Here is a 15,406-nt window from a genome sequence, read left to right as displayed (position 1 = left end):
GGGTTGCGCCAGGGGCGCGATCAGCGCTTGCTGTACTGCGGGGCCTTGCGGGCCTTCTTGAGGCCGTACTTCTTCCGCTCCGTGGCGCGCGCGTCACGGGTCAGGAAGCCGGCCTTCTTGAGGGCCGGGCGGTCGTCGGCGTCGACCTCGATGAGCGCACGGGCGATCGCCAGGCGCAGCGCGCCCGCCTGACCCGAGACGCCGCCACCGTGCAGGTTGGCGAAGATGTCGAACGAGTCCGGCTTCTCGACCAGGACCAGCGGCTCGCGGATGAGCTGCTGGTGCACCTTGTTCGGGAAATACTCCTCGAGGGTGCGGCCGTTGAGCTTGAACTCACCGGTGCCCGGGACGACCCGGACGCGGACGACGGCTTCCTTGCGGCGGCCGACGGTCTGCGCGTTGCCACCGGCGGCCCGCGACGGGCGCGGCGCGGCAGCGGACTCGCTGGTCGCGACGGGCGTCTCGCTGGTGGCGACGGGGGTCTCGCTGGTCGCGACGGCGCCGGTCTCGGTCGCCTCGGTGGTGACCTCGGCGGTCTCGGTCTCGGTGCTGGTCACAGACTGTTCCTCACTCACTGCGCGACCTGCGCGATCTTGGTGATCTCGCGCACCTGCGGCTGCTGCGCGGTGTGCGGGTGCTGCGGGCCGGCGTAGACCTTCAGCTTCTTCGCCTGGGCGCGGCCGAGCTTGTTCTTCGGCAGCATGCCCTTGACGACCTTCTCGAGAAGGTGTTCGGGCTTGGTGTCGAGCAGCTCGCCGAACGAGCGCTTCCGCAGACCGCCCGGGTAACCGCTGTGCCGGTACGCGAACTTCTGCTCGCGCTTGTTTCCGGTGAGCGCGACCTTCTCGGCGTTGACGATGATGACGAAGTCACCGGTGTCCACGTGCGGGGCGTAGGTCGGCTTGTGCTTGCCGCGCAGCAGCGTGGCGACCTCGGTCGCGAGCCGGCCGAGCACGACATCCTCGGCGTCGATCACGTGCCAGGCACGAGTGACGTCGCCGGGCTTGGGGCTGTACGTGGGCAAGGGTCTACCTCGTCGTCAACATTGCGTGTGGGTTCTGTGCGGGCCTAGCGCGCTGATGCGCCGCAACGCACAACGACATATGAAGATACCCCCACGTCCGCCGCGGCCACGCATCGGGGGTGGGTCCAGGGGCCGGAACAGTCCCGGCCCGGGGCGACTCTACCCGGTTTTCCCGCCGAAGTGCCTGCACTCGCCGCCCCGACACGCGAGGATGAGACGATCCGGGCGACACAGTGGATGCAGGGGACGGCGATGAGCAAACGACCGACGGTGATCTTCGTCCTGGCGGCCGTCCTGGCCCTGGTCAGCGCCTGCGGCACGGCCAAGGCGGGCACGGCGCTGCCGAAGGGCGACGACGCGGCGGACTACGTCGGCGGCAAGTTCGAGCAGGTCATCGGCAAGCTCGGGGACGCCATCACCGACACGCGCGACGTCACCAACTCGCTGGACGCCTACTTCAAGTTCGACGACAAGTGGATCCACAGCACCGTGACGTCGGCCCGCACCGGCAGCCCGGAGAGCCGGGCGGTGCGGCACCGGTCGCAGAAGAACCCCGACGAGATCATCGACACGTACACGCCGGCCGACGGCGCGGTCGAGTACACCTACCTCGGCCCGATGTACGTCCAGAAGGGCGTCTCGCCGACGGCCTGGGTGTCCATGCCGAAGCCCGAGGCCGGCCTGATCCTGCCGTGCGCGTGGGGCGGGGTGCTGACCCCGTGCCGGATGGCGGACTCGACCGTGGACGCCTACAAGGCGGACAAGCGCGCGGTCCGCGGGGCCAAGAGCCTCGGCGACGGCAAGACCGCGCTGACGGTCAACGTGCCGTTCGAGATCTTCGTCAAGAACAAGGTCGAGATCCTGCCGCAGAGCATCGTCAGCCAGGTCGGGCCCGAGCTGAAGAAGGCCATGGTGCCGACCACGATCACGCTGAACCCCGACGGCAGCCTGGTCTCGTTCGTGATGGACGCCAAGTTCTCCGGCGACGGCCACCAGCTGGAGCTCAAGTACGACTTCCGGTTCACCGGCAAGGCCAGCCTGCAGGACATGCCGAAGCTGCCGGACGCGTCGCAGATCACGGTGCTGCCCGACCGGGCCGCCATGGACGACTTCTACCGCCGGCTCGGCGAAGCGCAGGGCAGCTGAACCGTGGCCACGACCCGAGGTGACCTCCGATGACACCGCCGTCCCAGCCGCCCGACCCGCAGCAGCCGCAGTGGTGGCAGCCGCCGGCGAACCCGCCTCAGCAGCCGGGAGCCTGGCAGCCCGAGCAGCAGGCCACCGGCCCGCACGCCGGGCAGTGGCAGCAGAACGCGGACCCGGGCGCGGCGTCGGGTTCCTACACCGGCCAGTGGAACCAGGCACCCGGCACCAGCGGGTCGTTCTCGGGCCCGTGGCAGCCGGGACAGCCCGCCGCCGGGCCGTGGCAGCCGCCGTCCCAGCCGACGCCGCAGCAGCCGGGCACGCCCGGCGGCGGGTGGCCGGCGCAGTCTTCGCCGTCTTATGGCGGCGGGTTCCAGCCTTCGCAGTACGGCGGGCTCGGCGCGTTCTCTCCCGCGCCGGAGAAGAAGCCGAAGTCGAAGAAGCCGGTGCTGATCGCCGGAGCCGTCGTGCTGGTGCTCGTCGTCGGCGGCGGGGCCGCGTGGCTCCTGGGCGCGTTCCGCGGGAACGTGCTCGAGCAGCAGTCCCTTGAGGACGGTGTGGTCAAGGTCCTCAACGAGAACTACGGCGAGCCGGACGTGAAGAACGCGCAGTGCCCGGCGAACGAAGCCGCCGAGAACGGCACGACGTTCGACTGCACGGTGAAGATCGGCGGGCAGGACAAGAAGGTGACGGTGCGGGTGCTCAACGACCGGCCCGAGTACGAGGTCGGCGCGCCGCACTGAGTTTCCCTTGCCGCACAACGACTCTGTTGCCTGCCAACGACTTTGTTGCCCGCAAACGAAAACGGCGGGCCCCGCACCGGAGTGCGGGCCCGCCGTGGTTTCCGGGACTACCGGCTCAGAACAGGCCTTCGACGGCGCTGTCCGTCGACTGGTAACCGTCGGCGATCTGCGGCAGGGCGGCGGCGATCTGCGCCAGAACCTGCTTCAGGTCCTCGAACTTCTGGTCCCAGGTGCGCTGGGCCTGGTCGTACTGCTCCTTGGCGGAACCGGTCCAGGTGGTGATCAGCGGCTTGAGGTCGTCCTTGAGGCGGTCGAACGCCTGCTGCAGCTCGCCGCCGGTCTGCTGGCAGTCGTCCGCGGCAGCGCGGATGGTGGCGTAATTGACGACAATGCCGGCGTCACTGGGCATGATGCGCTCCTTCTGTGCTGAGAAAGTTCAGGTGGGTGAAAAGAAAAGTTCCGGTGTGACGCTCAGCCGAGCGCGTCGAAGCCGCGGTTGACGGCACCCAGGATCTCCTGCTGCTGCTGCTCGGAACGCTCGTACTTCGAGCCCGCCTCGCGGAGCAGTTCCGCGATCTTCTGGAGGGCCTGGTTCATCTGACGGGCGTCGTCGTCGAAGCGCATCATGACGTGGTCGAACGCCTTCTGGGCGTCGCCCTGCCAGCCGGCGCGGGTGGCCTCGATGCGGTCGCGCAGCGTGGACAGGTTGGCGTCCATGCCCGCGCGAACCTCGGTGACCTTGCCCTCGGCGTCGGTGAACTGGGCAACTGTCCCTGTGAATCCGGATCCAGCCATGGTTGGAACCCCCTTCTGAAGAGTGGTTGTCCGTACGAAGCTCGTTCGTTTGTACGGCCCTACGACGCAGACATTGCCATGCCCGGTTCCCCCTTGTCGTGCTTTGCCCGCAAGTAGTTGCTTGCGTGAACGCTCGTGCCGGGAACCGATCGCCGCGAGTATTCCGCGAGTGCCACGAACCGGCGAAGCGTCACTCGGAAAAGTGTTCTCCACCAGCATGGTTAGCACACGCACAGCGATCGCGGGACACCTTCACCGATCGCGTCCCATGATTCGCATCTGGGAAAAGTCTTCGTCCTCGTCACCCGTTCGAGGGGCACGAGCGGAGGATTGCGAACGCGAAGGAACCGAATCGGCGGGATCCGGAACCACCGGGACCGCCAGACCGCGGGCGCGGCGGAACCGTTCGGCGGCGGCGCGCAGTGCGCCGGGAGTCGGATCGCCGGACTTCGTGCCGCGGCCACTGCGCTTCAGCAGTTCGACGTTTTCGCTGTGGTGGCGCCGGCTGCGCGCCTTCGCGTTCCCGGTGACGCGCCGGGCGTGCGTCACCGCGTCTTCGCCGGTGCGCCGGAAGGCCGACGCGGCGCTTTCGAACTCTTCGGACGGCACGGTGTGCCCTCCCCTCCTCAGAACCTTGTTCAGCCGTCGGCCGGCGCAAGCGTCACCGCAAGCGGTCGGCTGCCGGCCCGTGGCGCCGACCTGACCAGAATAAGGTTCTCAATTGAGGATCTCGACCGTGCGCACGGCCTGCGTGCAGGCGGCGGCGACCCGGTCGCGCAGCTGCGCGGTGGCGTACTGGCAGCCGACGTGGACCCGGATCCGGCCCTTGGCCACGACGTACCAGTCGACCTGGAGGTCGGGCCGGTCCTTCTTGATCTCGTGGTAGCCGATCACGGTCTTGCCCGCGTACGACAGCGCCGGGTTGAACGAGCCGTAGTGGTCGGGATCGCGGTCCGCTTTGCTCTTGAGCTCGTCCGCCAGCTTCTGCGGCTCCGCCGTCGCGTCGTAGTCCATGACGAACTCCTGGGCGACCAGGAGGTCGTTGCCCTCGCGGGACTCCTGCGGGTGGATGACGACCTGGCGCTGGGCGACCCGGTCGTCGGTCTGCACCCAGTCCTCGGGCGAGACGAACTTGAAGTCGTACTGCGACAGCGTCCGGCCGGTCTCGGCCTGGCTCCCGGAGTCGCTGAACACGACGATCCCGGTGACGACGAGCGCGGCCACGACGACCACGGCGCCCGCGACGATCCCCCAGAGCTTCCGGCGATTCTTCTCCGGCGCCGCCGAGGCTCCGCCGGGACGGTTGCCGGGCGGGCCTCCCGGGCCACCCGGCCCGGGAGGCGGGGTCCACGGCGGCCGGGCCACCGGCTGCCCATGGGGTGGTGACGGCGGCGGAGCCGCGCGGTTCGGGAACCCGTTGGACGGCGGGCCGGACGGCGGGCGCGGCGGTGCCGGGCGCTGGCCCGCGTCGCCGGGGTGGGGGGCGACGTCGCCGGGGCGGACGACCTCGGTGCGCTGCGCCGCCGGGTTGAGGGCCCCCCCGGGCACCGCGCCCATCCGCGCCATCGCCTCGCCGGGCAGCGCGCCCGTGCGGTCCGGGTCCACCAGCACCGCCCGCAGCGCGCCGCGCGCGACCACGGTCTCGGGCTGGTCGAGGCTCGTCGGCACGACGCCGGTGCGTTCGTGCACCAGCCGCGAGATCATCGGGATCCGGCTCGACCCGCCGACCAGGAAGATCGCCGTGAGCTGCTTCGGCCGCAGGCCGGCGTCGCCGATCGCCGCCACCGTCAGCTCCACCGCGCGCCCCAGCGGCGCCGTGATGAGCCGTTCGAGGTCTTCGCGCGTCACGTGCGCGTCCGCGAACGGCGGGGGCATCGGCACGTCGGTGTAGGCGTGCCGCGACAGCGTTTCCTTGGCACCCCGCACGTCCTGGCGCAGCACGCGACGGCGGCGCCGGTCGACCAGCTCGCGTCCTTCGACGAGCTGGCGCCACGCGTCCTGGTCCGCCCCGGCCACGAGCGCGCCGACGTGCTCCAGCAGCGCCTGGTCGATGTCCGCGCCGCCGAAGGCCGGGTCGCCCCGGGTGGCCAGCACCTGGAAGCCGCCGCGCTGCGGACGGCCGGCCCGGTCGCGCGCGGTGTCCGGCGGCAGCCGCCGCACGACGCTGACGTCGACCGTGCCGCCGCCGAGGTCCAGCACCGCCAGCGCGTCGCCGGGGCGGCCGCTGAACTCGACGGTGCGGTCGTTCGTCACGTCCTGCGGCGCGAACGTCGCCGCGTGGTAAACCGCCGCCGCGACCGGCTCGGGCACCAGCGCGACCTCGCGCGCCAGCCCGCCGGCCGCCTGCCGCAGCAGCCGGGTGCGGATGGCGCCCCAGTCCGCGGGGTGGGTCAGCACCAGCAGATCGACCTCGGCTTCGCCGGCGAGGCGGCGTGCTTCGGCGACCGCGCGACCCAGCACGGCGTGCACGACGTCGGTGACGCGCAGGACGCTGTCGCCGAGCAGCAGCTCGCCTTCGTCGATCCGGCGCTTGGGGTTCGGCTCGTACCGCGACGGGTCGACGGCCGCCTGCCGCTCGGCCTCCTGGCCGACGAACAGCGTGCCGTCCGCCGCCGCGAACACCGCCGAGGACATCAGTGGCTGGCCGTCGATCACCACGACCTGCGGATCGCGCCCGTTCACCGAGGCGACGACACAGGTGCTCGACGTCCCGAAGTCCACCGCAACCCGGACCGTCACCAGCAGCTCCCGCAGTTTTCGTCGCGTTCCCCCGCGCCCGGCCGACGGGGCGCGCCCTCGCGGAGGAACCTACCCTTCGCCGTCGCGCGCCCCATCGCCGTCCCTAGTCGGGCTGGATCCACGAAACCTGGATGAGCTGCTTGCCCGCCTTGCGGGTCAGCAGGTTGCCCCGGCCCGGCGGCATCGCGCTGGCCTTGATGTTGCCGACCAGCGCACCTTCGTCCCGCGAGCCGTTCATGACCATGCCCGGCGCCGCGATCTCCTTGAGCTTGCCGATGATCGGGTCGTACATCGCCTTGCTGGCACCACCGGTGCGGCGGACGACCACCAGGTGCAGGCCGACGTCCTTGGCCTGCGGCAGGAAGTCCGAGATCTTCCGCAGCGGGTTGTTGCTGGAGGTGGCCACCAGGTCGTAGTCGTCGACCAGGATGAACAGCTCCGGCCCCTTCCACCACGACCGCGTCTTCAGCTGCTCCTGCGTGACGTCCGGGCCCGGCAGGCGCCGCGTCATCGAGTTGAAGACGTCGCCGACCATGCTCTCCAGCTGCGCCGCCGACACCGCGTACCCGAGCAGCGAGTCGCCCTGGACGAACCCGAGCATCGTGCGCCGGTAGTCGACCAGCAGGATCAGCGCTTCCTTCGCGGTGAACCGCTCGGAGATACCGCGGGCGATCTGCCGCAGCAGGTTCGTCTTCCCCGACTCCCCGTCCGCGAACGCGTAGAAGTGCGGCTCCGCGTTGAAGTCCAGGTAGATCGGCTGCAGGTCCTCTTCGTTGACGCCGATCGGGATCAGCTTCGAGTCGCGGTGCGCGTCGAGCTTCAGCACGTCCTCGTAGCTGATCATCTCCGGCAGCAGGCGCACCTGCGGCGCGACCCGGCCGCGCCAGGCGGCCCTGATCTTCGCCACCGCGTCGCTCACGCCGGTCGCGATCGTCTCCGGGTCGCTCGATCCGTCGATCCGCGGCAGGCCGCCGAGCAGGTGCAGCTTCTCCCGCGTCAGGCCGCGGCCCGGCCGCCCGGTCGGGATGTTGACCGCGACCCGGCGGTCGATGTCCGACTCGGTCGGGTCACCGAGGCGCAGCTCGAACCGGGTACCGATCATGTCCTTGATGGCCGGGCGGATGTCCGCCCAGCGGTTGGCGGCGATGATGACGTGCACGCCGTAGGACAGACCCTGGGTCGCGATGCGGGTGATCGTGGTCTCGAGCTCTTCGAAGTCGTCGCGCAGGGCCCGCCAGCCGTCGACGACGAGGAACGCGTCGCCGAACGGGTCCTGGTCCGCGCGGATCTCGCCGCGGCGCTTGCGGTTGCGGAACTCGGTCATCGAGTCGATGCCCATCGCCCCGAACCGGCCTTCCCGCTCGGTGAGCAGGGTGGTCAGCTCGGCCACGATCCGGCGGGCCTTGTCCGGCTCGCGCCGGGCGACCGCGACCCCACCGACGTGCGGGAGGTCGGCCAGCCCGGCCAGGGTGCCGCCACCGAGGTCGAGGCAGTAGAACTGCGCCTCTTCCGGCGTGTGGGTCAGCGCCATCGACATGATCAGGGTGCGGAGCATCGTCGACTTGCCCGACTGCGGGCCGCCGACGATCACGCCGTGGCCGGCCGAACCCGAGAAGTCCGCCCACAGCGGGTCACGCCGCTGCTCGTACGGCCGGTCGACGATGCCCAGCGGCACCTGCAGCCGGCTGTTGCCGAAGAAGCCGACCGGGGACAGGCCGCGGTCGTCGGTCGGGTTCAGGTTGGGCAGCAGCGTGTCGAGCGAGTTCGGGTCCTTCAGCGGCGGCAGCCACACCTCGTGCGCCGGCGGGCCCTGCCCGATCAGCCGCGAGACGATGACGTCCAGCTCGGACGGCTCGACCGCTTCTTCGGACTGCGGCTGCTGCTGCGACACCGGGGCTTCGATCAGCTCCGGCTCCGGTTCCTTCGGCAGCTCGACGAAGTCCGGGACGAACAGCTGCGGCCGCTTGTCGGCGCGGACCACGGTCGCCGCCGGGCCCGCCGCCTGGATGCCGGCCGGGCGGTAGGGGCCCGAGACGTAGGACGCCTTGAACCGCACCAGCGTCGAAGTGTCGAACTTGAGGTACCCGCCACCGGGGACCGAGGGCAGTTCGAACGCGTCCGGCACACCGATCGCGGCGCGGGATTCCGCCGCGGAGAACGTCTTCAGGCCGATCCGGTAGGACAGGTGCGAGTCGAGGCCGCGCAGCTTGCCCTCTTCCAGGCGCTGGGACGCGAGCAGCATGTGCATCTGCAGCGACCGGCCCAGCCGGCCGATCGCGACGAACAGGTCGATGAAGTCCGGCTTCGCCGCCAGGAGCTCGGAGAACTCGTCACAGACGATGAAGAGCGCCGGCAGCGGGTCGAGGTCGGCGCCGTTCTCGCGGGCTTTCTCGTACTCCCAGACGTTCTTGAAGTTACCGCCGTTCTTCAGCGCTTCCTGCCGGCGGTTCATCTCACCGGCCAGCGCGTCCTTCATGCGGTCGACCAGCGTGACCTCGTCCGCGAGGTTGGTGATGACCGCGGAGACGTGCGGGGCCTTGTCCAGGCCGAGGAAGGTCGCGCCACCCTTGAAGTCGACGAGGACGAAGTTGAGCGTGCTCGACGAGTGCGTGGCGAGCATGCCCAGCACCAGCGTGCGCAGGAACTCCGACTTGCCGGAACCGGTCGCGCCGATGCACAGGCCGTGCGGGCCCATCCCTTCCGCGGCGGCTTCCTTGATGTCGAGCTCCACCGGCTGGCCGTATTCGCCGACGCCGAACGGGACGCGGTAGCGGTCGCGGATCGGGCGGGGCCGCCACGCCTGCTGGACGTCGAAGGTCATCGGGTCGCCCGGGATGCCGAGCAGCTCCAGCAGCGACGGGTTGGACAGCAGCGGCTCTTCGTCGCCGACGTCCTGCCCGGCCGCGCCACCGACGCGGTACGGGGAGATCAGGCGGGCCAGCGACTCGGTCTCGACCAGGCTCAAGGTGTCCGGGCGGCCGAACCACTCGACACCGCCGGCACTGCGCGCACCGAGCCGGTCCGCCTCCACGACCAGGCGGAGGCCACGGCGGGCGGCGAGGTTGCCGATCGAGTCGGACAGGTCGACCAGCGTGACGCCGACCAGGCCCTCTTCGAGGATGATCTGCTCTTCGCGGGTGACCTCGGCGTCGTCGATGATGATCACGACGTGCGGCTGGTCCGGCGCCGGCGTGGCGTTGCGGGAGAACCGCTGCCGGTCACGGAGCTCTTCGTCGAGCCAGTTTTCGATCTGGGCCAGGGAACCGGCCATCATCCGCAGCTGGCCGATGCCGTCGGCCAGGGTCGGGTGCTGGGCGTGCGGGAGCCACTTCGCCCACTCCCACTCCTCCTTCGCCCGGCCCGCGGTGGCGACGGCGATCAGCACGTCGTCGGGGCTGTGGAAGGTGACCATCTGCGCGAGCATCGCGCGGGTCAGGCCGCGGGTCAGCGCCCGGTCGCCCTGCATGCTCACCGCGGCGAACCCGCGCAGGGTGATCTGGGTCGGCAGGTCCGGCACGATCGAGTGCGCGCGCACGAACCGGCGCAGCGCGAGGGTGGCGATCGGCTCCAGCTCGTCGACCGGCCCGGTCTGCGGCGGGACCAGCCGCGTCGCGAGGCGGTGCGAGCTGCGCCCGACGCGCAGGTGCAGGAAGTCCTGGTCGTTCTGGCGGCGTTCCCACATGCGGCGGCTGGCGGCCAGCGACCACAGGGACTGCGGATCGGGGTGCACCCACTCGAGCGCGGCGCGCTGGTCGACCATCGCCTCGCGGGCGCGGTCGCGCATCTGGCCCAGGTAGCGCAGGTAGTCCTTGCGGTCCTCGTCCATCTCGGCGCGCTTGGCGCCACCGCCCTTGCCGCCACCGCCGGCCATCATCCCGAGCGTGCCGACGACCATCATGCCGCCCATGGCCATCATCATCGGGTTCCGGTTGCTGGCCTGGAACATGAAGACCATCATCCCGAGCGACGCGACGATCATGACGATCGGCAGCGCCTTCATGACGATGTTGCCGGGGATGACCCGGGGCACCTCGGGCGGCGGCTCGAGGTGCACCTCACCGCCCGGCGGGCGCGGTGCCGCCAGCCGCGGCGACTTCTTGAACTGCAGCGTGCTCATCGAAGGACCCCTCATTCAAACTCGACGATGGCGGCCACCGCTTGGTGCGCGAACAACCTATCGAACGTCCTGATGGAATTCCGGCGGATGCCGTAACCAGCCCGTGAACCCTCGACCATCCTCGCAGCCGAGTGTACGGCCCGGCACCGACAGTGATCCCACCTTCCGGCCCCGACCTGCGGATGACGGTGATTTTCGGACGTTCGATGATGTCGGCACCGGGGTTCGGTATAAGTTCCCCCGGGAGCAGTCTCGACCGAGCGGGGGCAGTGCAGTGGCTACGGGCACGACAGTTTTCAGCAGGGTGACGGTCGTCGCGCCCTCGACGCGGATCGACGTGGCGCTGCCCGCCGACGTCGCGGTGGCCGATCTCCTGCCGATGCTCCTGGACATGGCCAAGGAGTCGTCGCCGGACGGCGGGGCCCGGCACGGTGGCTGGGCGCTCGCCAAGCTCGGGGACGCCCCGCTCGACCCGAGCCGGACCCTGGCCTCGCTCGGCGTCGTCGACGGCGAACTGCTCCAGCTGCGCAAGCGCAACGAGAACCCGCCGCCGCCGTTGTACGACGACGTCGTCGACGCCATCGCGGAGTCCTCCCCCGACAGCTTCCGGCCCTGGACCAAGGAGACGGCGAACCGCTTCGGGCACGTCGCGGGCGGGCTGGCGCTGGTCGCCGCCGCGTTCGCGCTGTTCATGAGCGGCTCGCTCTACGGCGGCAACGCGCTCGGCGCCGCCATCGCCGGCGGCATCGGCGCGATCGCGTGCGTCGCGGTCGGCGCGACGCTCGCCAAGGCCTACAACGCGGAAGCGACCGGGGTGCTGGTCGCCGCGGCCGGCGGCCTGCCCTTGGCGTTCGTCAGCGGCTTCTACATCGTGCCCGGGCTGTCGATGCGGGCGAACCTGCTGCTCGCCGCGGTCCTCGTGATCATCGTCGCGTCGGTCTGCATCATGGTCATCGGCGCGGGCATCACGACCTTCATCGCCGCGGCCACCGCGGGCACCTTCGGCGCGCTGGCGTTCCTGTTCGGCACGCTCGTCGCGCACCCCGCCGCCGGCATCGCGGCCGGCACGGTCGCGGTCGCCCTCGCCTGCATCTCGATCCTGCCGCGCGCCACGATCTGGCTCGCGAAGCTGCCGCTGCCGCACGTCCCCAGCAACGCCGAGGAGCTGAAGGAAGACTCCGGCTTCCCCGACTACCGGGCGATCGAACGCCGCACCGCGGTCGCGCACAACTACATGACCGGCCTGATGATCGGGTGCGGTGCCACGGTCGCGATCTCCGCGGTCATCGCCGCGAGCGCGCCCGGCGCGTTCGGGATCATCCTGGGCGTCGTCGCGAGCCTCGTCCTCCTGCTGCGCGCCCGCGCGTACGCGAACGGCAGCCAGGCGGTCGCCCTGCTTACCACGGGCCTCGTCTCGGCGACCGGGATCGCGGTCGGCTGGCTGTTCGAAGCGAGCGCGCAGAACCGCCTGCTCTACGTCTTCGGCATCCTGATCCTGCTGGCCGCGGGCGCGCTCGTGGTCGGCGTGATCTTCCCGAACCAGCGCTTCTCGCCGCCGCTGCGGCGCACGGTCGAGATCATCGAGGCGCTCTGCATCGCCTCGGTGCTCCCGCTCGCCCTGGGTGTGATGGACCTGTACACGACCCTGCGGCACCTGAACTTCAAGTGACCGGATCGGGTGAATCTCGGATGGCAGTAGGACGGCGTTTCGGCGCCACCCGGCGGACCACGACCGCGGTGCTGACCGGCACGATCGGCTTCCTGTCTTCGGTGGCCGTCGCAGTGCCGGTGTGGGCCCAGCAGGCACCGGCCGACGGCTACTTCGCGACGCCGCCCCCGGTGGACATGAGCAAGCTGCTCCCGGACTCCGGCCAGCCGGACAAGAAGTACAAGCCGAGCAAGGCGTGCGTCCAGCGCAGCACGCTCGGCCAGAACGTCATCCTGAAGAACCGGCCGTGGGGCCAGGAGTACCTGCAGATCTCGAAGGCGCAGGAGATCGTCAAGGCGGCGACGGGCAGTGTCGGCGGCGGCGTCAAGGTGGCCGTGATCGACACCGGCGTGACGCGCCACCCGTGGCTGCGCAACCTCGAGAGCGGCGGCGAGTACGTCGCGACGCCGACGAACGGCCAGCCGAAGGGGCTCGAGGACTGCGACGGCCACGGCACCGAGGTCGCCGGGATCATCGCGGGGAAGCCGGACAACCCGGAGGTCGGGTTCGTCGGCGTGGCCCCGGACGCGACCATCGTGTCCTACCGCCAGCTGAGCGAGAACTACGAGCCCGACACGTCGACTCCGACGCCGCCGGCCAGCAGCAGCGGGACCCCGTCGTCGAGCACCAACCCGCCCACCGGGTCCGGGTCTTCGCTGCCGCCGAGCGGGGGTGGCGGCACCGGATCCGGTGACGGCGACCAGACGTCTCCCGGGCAGACCAACGGCGGACGCCAGCTGGAAAAGGCCGGCACGGCGGGCACGCTGAAGACGCTGGCCGAGATCATCCGCGGCATCGCCGACCGCAAGGACGCCGACGTCATCAACATGTCGGTCGACAACTGCCGCACGGCGACGGGGTCGATCACCGAAGGCGAGCAGCAGGTCCAAGCAGCCGTGCACTACGCGGCGCAGGCGGGCATCGTGATCATCGCGGCCGCCGGCAACGCGACGGACACCTGCCCGCAGAACGACCAGCCGGACGCGAAGAAGCCCAAGACGATCGTGACGCCGCCGTGGTTCGCCGACGATGTGCTGTCGGTCGGGGCGATCGACGAATTCGGCAGCGTGGCGTCGTTCAGCGTGCACGGCCCGTGGGTCGGCGTCGCGGCGCCGGGGACGAAGATCATCTCGCTCGACCCCGCCGAAGGCTCCAACAGCCTGGCGAACCTGACGTTCGAAAGCGGCGACAAGGCCAGCGAAATCCAGGGAACGAGCTTCGCCGCGCCGTACGTCGCGGGCCTCGCGGCCTTGGTCAAGGCCAAGTTCCCGAGCCTCGACGCCAAGGGCATCGTCAACCGGATCAAGGAGACGGCCCAGCACCCCGCCGCTCCGGGCGGCCGCGACAACTTCGTCGGCTACGGCGTCATCGACCCGGTGGCGGCGCTGACGCAGAGCCTGCCGTCCGAGGTGGGGAACCAGGCGCCGATCCCGCCTCCGCAGCTGGCCCAGCTCCCGCCGTCGAACGACCGCAGCTCGACCCCGATGATCGTGGCGCTGGCCGGCACCGGCGGTGGGGTCGTGGCGCTGCTGATCACGCTGTTCGTCATGCGCACGATCCGCCGCAACCGGCCCGCGGAAACCGCTTCCCGCCGCTGACGTTTCCCCGGCCCGCGGGCCGGGGAAACCGCGTCACTTGGTCGGCGGGTTCTTCTTCTGCTGCTGCGGGTTCTCGTCCTCGCCGATCACCGGCGGCGCCACCAAACCAGGATCGCCCAGGAGCTCCGACGGGGTCGTCGTCGGGCGGGTCTTCGACTGGCGACGGCCCTGGCCGCCGCCTCCGCCGAACGCTCCGAAGCCCATCATCGGCATCATCGGGACTCCGCCCGACGTGCTGTTGTGGTTGTCCTGCTCCGGCGGGGCCGGCTGCGGGGCCGCGTCGGCGGGCTGCGCGGCGTCCGGCGTGCCCGCGGCGGTGTGCTTCGGCGCCGCCGGGTCTCCGCTCGCCGACGACGGCGTGGTGACGTCGTCGGCCGAAGCTGCCGACGTCGCCGAGTCGGCGGAAGCCGAGTCCGCGGAAGCCGGTTCCTCGCCCGCGGAAGCGCCGTTCGACGCCTCGTCGTGCAGCTGGAACCGCTCCTCCGGGTACCGGTGCGCGATCTCGATGCTCCGGGCCGTCGCGTCGGGGTCGTCGACGCCGTCGCAAAGCCGGTCGAACGCCTCGAGGACGTCGCGCGCGGTCTCGTACAGCGCCTTCGCCGAATCCTGCGTCTCCCGCAGCTGGACCCGCGCCCGTTTGGTGCCCCCGCTGGGCAACGTCATCGTCTCGGAGATCAGGTCCGCGGCGTCGACCAGCACCTCGACGAGGTCCACGACCACGTGGCGGAGCGTCGTCACCAGCTCGTCGAGCGCGCCGGCGAGGACGGTCATCGCCTCCTGGAGGTCGCCGCCCGCCGCCCCGATCTCGCGCATGTACGCGACGAACGCGTCGGCGTCCCGGCCCTCCCAGCCACCGTCGAGACGGCCGAGGCCTTCGTCCAGCCGCGTGGACACCTCGGCCGCGGCACTCGCCGCCTGGCGCAGCCGCCCGGCCTCGGCGCCGAGGTCGCCCCAGCGGCCGATCAGCGGGCGGAAGTACGTCTCGACCGGATCGATCAGCCCGAGCTGGTGCGAGACATCGGTGAGGTACGCCAGGTACGGCTCGGCCGTCGCGGCGATCTCGTCGCCTTCCGCGTCCGGGGCGAAGGCCACCACGGGCGCGGCGGGCGCCGGGGCGGCCTGCTTGGCCAGCGGGTGCGGGATGGAATCCGTGGCTTCCGGTTCGGCGAACATCATCCGATCTCACCGGCCCGCTTGATCAGCTCCGCGGCTTCGGCGTCCTGCCCGCTGTGGCGGACCGTCACGTGCCGCAGCGCCTCCGCGGCCGACTTCAGGGCGTCGGCGCCGTCGACCAGCTGACGCCGCAGTGCGCCGGCCGCGCGACCGTAGGACTCGCCGAGCCCGATCTGCGCCCCCAGCGGCCCGTAGGACTCGCCGGAGACGCCCTCGCCCCCGACGATCGCCGCCGCCGCGTTCAGGTCGTCAGCGGCCTCCTCGGCCGTCCGGGCGTAGTCGGTGACGACCACGCCGTCCATCCTCATGCCGGCCATGGCACCTCTCCGCTCACCAGAAGATCCGTCGAGCGTGTGACGTCCGGCG

The 15,406-nt window shown here is 70.9% G+C and carries 13 protein-coding genes; 4 read left to right on the top strand and 9 right to left on the bottom strand.

The window, feature by feature from the left end; all coding sequences use genetic code 11:
* Positions 1 to 20 precede the first annotated feature (20 nt).
* Entirely contained in the window at positions 21 to 557 is a 537-nt protein-coding gene (rpsI, locus tag QSK39_RS36345; protein ID WP_285482354.1) for a 30S ribosomal protein S9, read from the bottom strand.
* 14 nt (positions 558 to 571) lie between these two features.
* A complete protein-coding gene (rplM, locus tag QSK39_RS36340) occupies positions 572 to 1,024 on the bottom strand; it encodes a 50S ribosomal protein L13 (protein WP_284745421.1) in 453 nt (150 codons plus the stop codon).
* 252 nt (positions 1,025 to 1,276) lie between these two features.
* Here rplM and QSK39_RS36335 point away from each other — a divergent pair, with 252 nt between their 5' ends.
* Both QSK39_RS36335 and QSK39_RS36330 read left to right on the top strand, forming a co-directional pair.
* Positions 1,277 to 2,170: a hypothetical protein gene (locus QSK39_RS36335; protein WP_285482353.1), complete on the top strand. Its 894-nt coding sequence runs from the start codon at positions 1,277 to 1,279 to the stop codon at positions 2,168 to 2,170.
* Between the two features lie 29 nt (positions 2,171 to 2,199).
* Complete coding sequence (locus QSK39_RS36330; protein ID WP_285482352.1) at positions 2,200 to 2,910, top strand: DUF4333 domain-containing protein; 711 nt, start codon at positions 2,200 to 2,202, stop codon at positions 2,908 to 2,910.
* Positions 2,911 to 3,025: 115 nt separating this feature from the next.
* Here the strand turns inward: QSK39_RS36330 and QSK39_RS36325 are convergent, their stop codons facing one another.
* From QSK39_RS36325 to eccCa, 5 genes are all read right to left on the bottom strand, one after another.
* Positions 3,026 to 3,319: a WXG100 family type VII secretion target gene (locus QSK39_RS36325; RefSeq protein ID WP_285482351.1), complete on the bottom strand. Its 294-nt coding sequence runs from the start codon at positions 3,317 to 3,319 to the stop codon at positions 3,026 to 3,028.
* 62 nt (positions 3,320 to 3,381) lie between these two features.
* Positions 3,382 to 3,705, bottom strand: a complete 324-nt coding sequence (locus QSK39_RS36320; RefSeq protein ID WP_285482350.1) for a WXG100 family type VII secretion target — start codon at positions 3,703 to 3,705, stop codon at positions 3,382 to 3,384.
* A gap of 252 nt (positions 3,706 to 3,957) precedes the next feature.
* Positions 3,958 to 4,254, bottom strand: coding sequence for a hypothetical protein (locus QSK39_RS36315; RefSeq protein WP_502873339.1), 297 nt, complete (start codon positions 4,252 to 4,254; stop codon positions 3,958 to 3,960).
* 168 nt (positions 4,255 to 4,422) lie between these two features.
* Complete coding sequence (locus QSK39_RS36310) at positions 4,423 to 6,444, bottom strand: type VII secretion-associated protein (protein WP_285482348.1); 2,022 nt, start codon at positions 6,442 to 6,444, stop codon at positions 4,423 to 4,425.
* A gap of 103 nt (positions 6,445 to 6,547) precedes the next feature.
* Positions 6,548 to 10,561, bottom strand: coding sequence for a type VII secretion protein EccCa (eccCa, locus tag QSK39_RS36305; protein ID WP_285482347.1), 4,014 nt, complete (start codon positions 10,559 to 10,561; stop codon positions 6,548 to 6,550).
* A 304-nt stretch (positions 10,562 to 10,865) separates the two neighbouring features.
* Between eccCa and eccD the strand changes: the two genes are divergently transcribed.
* The gene (gene eccD, locus QSK39_RS36300) at positions 10,866 to 12,230 is read left to right on the top strand and encodes a type VII secretion integral membrane protein EccD (RefSeq protein WP_285482346.1); all 1,365 of its coding nucleotides are present in this window, start codon (positions 10,866 to 10,868) and stop codon (positions 12,228 to 12,230) included.
* Between the two features lie 20 nt (positions 12,231 to 12,250).
* Entirely contained in the window at positions 12,251 to 13,867 is a 1,617-nt protein-coding gene (locus QSK39_RS36295; protein ID WP_285482345.1) for a S8 family serine peptidase, read from the top strand.
* Positions 13,868 to 13,900: 33 nt separating this feature from the next.
* Here QSK39_RS36295 and QSK39_RS36290 read toward each other — a convergent pair whose 3' ends face one another.
* Together QSK39_RS36290 and QSK39_RS36285 are read right to left on the bottom strand one after the other, a co-directional pair.
* On the bottom strand, positions 13,901 to 15,040 hold the full coding sequence (locus QSK39_RS36290; RefSeq protein WP_285482848.1) for a WXG100 family type VII secretion target: 1,140 nt from the start codon (positions 15,038 to 15,040) through the stop codon (positions 13,901 to 13,903).
* Positions 15,040 to 15,357 carry a hypothetical protein gene (locus QSK39_RS36285; RefSeq protein WP_285482344.1) on the bottom strand — a complete coding sequence of 106 codons (318 nt, stop codon included), beginning with the start codon at positions 15,355 to 15,357 and terminating at the stop codon, positions 15,040 to 15,042. The genes QSK39_RS36290 and QSK39_RS36285 overlap by 1 nt, the downstream gene beginning before the upstream one ends.
* Positions 15,358 to 15,406: the final 49 nt, after the last annotated feature.

The sequence above is a fragment of the Amycolatopsis sp. NBRC 101858 genome (assembly GCF_030269325.1).
Taxonomy (GTDB): domain Bacteria; phylum Actinomycetota; class Actinomycetes; order Mycobacteriales; family Pseudonocardiaceae; genus Amycolatopsis; species Amycolatopsis ponsaeliensis.
This window is presented reverse-complemented; position numbering and strand designations above follow the sequence as displayed.

Coding starts and splice junctions, on each gene's coding strand:
- QSK39_RS36335 (WP_285482353.1), top strand. CDS start 1,277: ATGAGCAAACGACCGACGGTGATCTTCGTCCTGGCGGCCGTCCTGGCC.
- QSK39_RS36330 (WP_285482352.1), top strand. CDS start 2,200: ATGACACCGCCGTCCCAGCCGCCCGACCCGCAGCAGCCGCAGTGGTGG.
- QSK39_RS36325 (WP_285482351.1), bottom strand. CDS start 3,319: ATGCCCAGTGACGCCGGCATTGTCGTCAATTACGCCACCATCCGCGCT.
- QSK39_RS36320 (WP_285482350.1), bottom strand. CDS start 3,705: ATGGCTGGATCCGGATTCACAGGGACAGTTGCCCAGTTCACCGACGCC.
- eccCa (WP_285482347.1), bottom strand. CDS start 10,561: ATGAGCACGCTGCAGTTCAAGAAGTCGCCGCGGCTGGCGGCACCGCGC.
- QSK39_RS36295 (WP_285482345.1), top strand. CDS start 12,251: ATGGCAGTAGGACGGCGTTTCGGCGCCACCCGGCGGACCACGACCGCG.
- QSK39_RS36290 (WP_285482848.1), bottom strand. CDS start 15,040: ATGTTCGCCGAACCGGAAGCCACGGATTCCATCCCGCACCCGCTGGCC.
- QSK39_RS36285 (WP_285482344.1), bottom strand. CDS start 15,357: ATGGCCGGCATGAGGATGGACGGCGTGGTCGTCACCGACTACGCCCGG.